Origin of the sequence: Mycobacterium sp., from assembly GCF_032159775.1 — a bacterium.
In the GTDB taxonomy this organism is placed as follows: Bacteria; Actinomycetota; Actinomycetes; order Mycobacteriales; family Mycobacteriaceae; genus Mycobacterium.
On sequence record NZ_JAVHWK010000012.1, the window covers coordinates 1 to 3,899 of the forward strand.

At 64.2% G+C, this 3,899-nt stretch carries 5 protein-coding genes and 1 pseudogene; 3 read left to right on the forward strand and 3 right to left on the reverse strand.

Translation table 11 applies throughout. From position 1 onward, the window contains the following. Positions 1–201 precede the first annotated feature (201 nt). Together QOJ24_RS01155 and QOJ24_RS01160 are read right to left on the reverse strand one after the other, a co-directional pair. On the reverse strand, positions 202–570 hold the full coding sequence (locus QOJ24_RS01155) for a hypothetical protein (RefSeq protein ID WP_526258279.1): 369 nt from the start codon (positions 568–570) through the stop codon (positions 202–204). Further along, positions 567–995 (reverse strand): hypothetical protein, encoded by a 429-nt coding sequence (locus QOJ24_RS01160; protein WP_526258281.1) that lies wholly within the window; start codon positions 993–995, stop codon positions 567–569. The genes QOJ24_RS01155 and QOJ24_RS01160 overlap by 4 nt, the downstream gene beginning before the upstream one ends. A 28-nt stretch (positions 996–1,023) precedes the next feature. Here QOJ24_RS01160 and pdxR point away from each other — a divergent pair, with 28 nt between their 5' ends. After that, on the forward strand, positions 1,024–2,508 hold the full coding sequence (gene pdxR, locus QOJ24_RS01165) for a MocR-like pyridoxine biosynthesis transcription factor PdxR (protein WP_526258283.1): 1,485 nt from the start codon (positions 1,024–1,026) through the stop codon (positions 2,506–2,508). 13 nt (positions 2,509–2,521) lie between these two features. Here the strand turns inward: pdxR and QOJ24_RS01170 are convergent, their stop codons facing one another. Next, on the reverse strand, positions 2,522–3,124 hold the full coding sequence (locus tag QOJ24_RS01170) for a TetR/AcrR family transcriptional regulator (protein WP_526258285.1): 603 nt from the start codon (positions 3,122–3,124) through the stop codon (positions 2,522–2,524). A gap of 21 nt (positions 3,125–3,145) precedes the next feature. Between QOJ24_RS01170 and QOJ24_RS01175 the strand changes: the two genes are divergently transcribed. Together QOJ24_RS01175 and QOJ24_RS01180 are read left to right on the forward strand one after the other, a co-directional pair. Continuing rightward, positions 3,146–3,538 (forward strand): hypothetical protein, encoded by a 393-nt coding sequence (locus QOJ24_RS01175; RefSeq protein WP_526258287.1) that lies wholly within the window; start codon positions 3,146–3,148, stop codon positions 3,536–3,538. Further along, positions 3,538–3,899, forward strand: a pseudogene (locus QOJ24_RS01180) (hypothetical protein); the annotation flags it as partial. The gene QOJ24_RS01175 and the pseudogene QOJ24_RS01180, both read left to right, overlap by 1 nt.

Sequence of the window (3,899 nt, forward strand, 5' to 3'; positions counted from 1 at the left end):
AAGGTTCGGGTGCTGCGCCATATCCGTAGAAGCTTGAGGCTTACTCTGGTCAGCGTTGCCCGCGCCAGATGAGCGGCCGTGGTCGTCCGATCAAGACAGCGGTGTCGCGGGATCGCTATCGCGACAACCACTCGCCCGTTCGAGAACAATCATTGAATTTGATTTGGCCCGTCGGCGAGCCGACGGACGACCGCCCAGACGTCAGTTGTCGCGGGGCAGCATTGCAAGCACTGCGGCGCCGATTGCCCCGGCGCCGGCGGCGGTCCCTAAGCCGAGCCAGCGTTTCGATGGCGCCATCTGCCGCCACGCCCCCGCGATGCCTGCGATGTCACCGCTGTCTGCGAGTAGGCCGGCGACGAGCCATGGTCTGACGGGGCCGTCGGCGCGGATCATGGCCAAAAGTCCGACGCCAATACCGATTTCGCGGGCTCCCATCCCGCGCAGAAATGCTTGCGCGTCGGGTGCGGCGCCACCGTCGCCTGCAAGTATTTGTCCAGTGGTCCCGGGAGCGACGAGCGCGGCCATACCGAACAGGATGCGGCCGGCGGCGTAGAGGGCCAGGGGCTTCACGTCGGACGCCCGGTTATCCAGATGCGCGCGCGTTCGATGACAACGCTCGGGTCGAATTTGTCGGCGTGCCATGTGCTGGATCGAACTGTGCTCCTGGTGCGGTAACGCTGCATGATGTCGACATGGTGGGGCAAGCCGATGAACCGCTGTAGGTCCTCCTCGCTCACCCAGACCGATATCGACCCCGCACAGGCTCTGGCGGGGAGCGACCATAGCCACATCCCCACAGCCCCGGGCATGGCATACCAGCCCATGCGCATGCGTAATCCCTTGAGCATCGTCCCGGGCAGATCGCGCCGATGATCGGCAGTCAGTTCGGTGATGCTCACAACGACGGGTCCCTCGACCAAATCGACCGGCCCAGGCATCCATGGCGTCAGCACGGGGACCGCCAATGCAGCGGCGGCAGTTTTCGTCTGTTGCATTCACCCAGGGTGGCCCTACGATTGGCTAGTGTCAGGATCCAATAAAGATGTTTTTGAACCGACCAATTCGAAGGTCCCGGGGTTTCCCGACATTTTGATCACCCTTGACCGGTCGGGGCGACGTGGGCTGCGCGACCAGTTGCAGCAACAACTGCGGTCGGCGATCCAGCAGGGGCGGTTGCCGGCCGCGGCGTTGCTCCCGCCATCGCGAACGCTGGCACGCGAACTCGGTGTGGCACGAAGCGTGGTCGTCGACGCGTACGAACAACTGGCAGCCGACGGGTATCTGGGCGCACGCCAAGGGTCTGGAACCCGCGTCTTGCGCATCGCAGGGCCGGGACCCATACAGTCCACAGCCGACACGAAACCCGCGCGCACTGTTCGTCTCGTCGGCGGACTGCCCGACCCCGGCCTGTTCCCGCGAGCCGAATGGCTTCGCCATTACCGCGCTGCACTCAGCGCCATGCCTGACGAGCAGTTGGGTTACCCAGGACCACGTGGTGCGCTGCCGTTGCGCGAAGCGCTCACCGACTACATCGCTCGCGTGCGTGGCGTCGTCGTGCAGCCCGACCACGTGCTCATCACATCTGGCCTGACACAGGGCATCACGCTTCTTTGTCGAGCTTTAGGCAGTCGCGGCGCTACCACGATCGCGGTGGAAGACCCCGGTTTCGGATTTCATCGGGAGGCGATCGCCAACACCGGTCTGCGAGTGGTGTCCATTCCGGTAGACGCCGACGGCCTTGACGTCGTCAAGCTGACCGAACACAGCATCGACGCCGTGCTCGTCGCACCGGCGCACTCGTATCCGACCGGAGCAGTTCTCAGCCCGGCGCGGCGAACGGCGCTCATCGAATGGGCTGAACACAGCGATGCGCTGATCATCGAGGATGACTACGACGCCGAGTTCCGTTACGACCGGGCACCCGTTGGCGCCCTGCAAGGACTTGCACCGGAGCGGGTTGCTTACGCGGGGTGCGCGAGCAAAACCCTCACGCCCGCCCTACGACTGGGTTGGATTGCCCTGCCCGGCGAACTTGTCGAGGATGTGATCCGGCAGAAACTGCTTGACGATATGGGAACCACCATGCTCGAACAGCTCGCGCTAGCGCGATTCATCGGTGCCGGCGCACTGACTCGGCATCTTCGTCGTGTGCGTCCAATCTATCGTCGCCGACTCGACGCGGCCCTCGAAGGGGTCGCGACTTGGCTGCCCGATGCCGTGCCTAAGCGCGTCGCCGCGGGTCTCCATCTGTACTTGCAACTACCCCAGTGGTGCGACGAAATGGGCCTCATTGACACGGCCTACAAACGAGGCCTTCTCGTCGAGGGAGCCAGTTGGCACTGGTCCGACCAGCGCTCGGCGCCACCGGCTTTAGTCCTTGGTTACGGCGCTATCGACGAAGCTGCCATCCGCAATGGACTAGAGATTCTCGCATCGATCTACGAGGAACAACGAGCGAACCACGGCCCAAACCGCCAGCGACGCAACCGGACACACTCAACCCTCTGACAATCTTCGCCGCTCATGACCGCGAATTCGATTTGTACTCGACCAGCATCGCGCGCGCGGCGCCCGCTACATCGGCTTCGAGCCAGCGTGGCATGGGGTTGTCGAAGGCGTGTCGCCGCACTACCCCGTAGGGAAGGTCAGCGACGGCTCGCGCCACGGCCTCGACGGACCTGCCATCGGCCCTTCCGTACAACTGGCGAGCGACCTCTCTGAGCCGTGCCAGCAGTGGTTGGTTCATCGCTGCAAGAGTGTCCCAAAACGCCGCGTCCGGTGTACCGTCCAGTAGGTCGCTCGGCCGAAGCGTGAGAAGTAGTTGTGCATCTTCGGGAAGCTCGCGCGCGAAGCTGACGACCGCCTTGGCCATCGCAACAGCCGTCTCCAGCGCGGTCTCACCCTGGGCGGCCATCGCTCGGGTTTGGAAGCGCTCGAGCGCGCGCAGCCACGCAGCCGACAAGACGCCGTTGCGATTACCGAAGCGATGGTAAAGCGTGCCGGCTGGTGCGCCACTGGCTTCGGCAATCGCCGTGACGCTGGCCGCCCGAGGTCCGGCAGCGAGCACCAGTCTTCGGGTCGCGTCCAAGATTGCGTCGGTTTGGTGCTTCCGTGGAGGAGCCATGATCTAGTACGATCCTTCTATATGGAACAGTTGCCCTATATCGACGAGCATGTCATGACTGTCGAATCCGACCGCGCAGCGACATGGTCCGCACTCGTGGGCGTGTGGTGTCGAGACCCAGATGACCCGTCGACGATCCGGTCGCCGTTCTTCTGGCTTCGCGAAGCAACGCCGTTAACGCGCCTCGCGCTGGACGGTGAGCATCCCTTCAGCGTCTACAAGCTGGTCTTCGAGCTTGCCGATGAGGGACCGCAGCGCACCCGACTGTCGGCGCGAACCTGGGCCCACTTTCCGGGAATACCTGGAATGAGCTATCGGGCGCTCGTAATCGGCACGGGCGCACACCGGGTCGCGGTGCGGCGGATGTTGAGACGCATTGCCGCCGAAGCCATGCGACTCGGATTAGCCGCGTGATGCTCGGGCGGAACTGGGGTGCGACACGCTCGGAGCGGGCAGCCCCACTCCCGTGCGACGGGCTCGTTACCTATACCAGCTTCCAGGCAGACCGAGCGATCGGCATCAGCGCGTCACCGGCGATCGTGTTCTCGTGGTTGTGTCAGCTCCGCGCCGCACCCTACAGCTACGACATCCTCGACAACTTCGGCCGACGCAGCCCGCGGCGGCGGACACCCGAACTTGAAAAGCTGGAAATCGGACAGCGGTTCATGGCGCTATTCACGCTGCAGTCCTTCGTCGATGGCGAACAGATCACGCTGCGGACAAAGCGGGTGGCGGTCACGTATGCCCTCCGGCCGCTGGACGGCGGGACGAGACT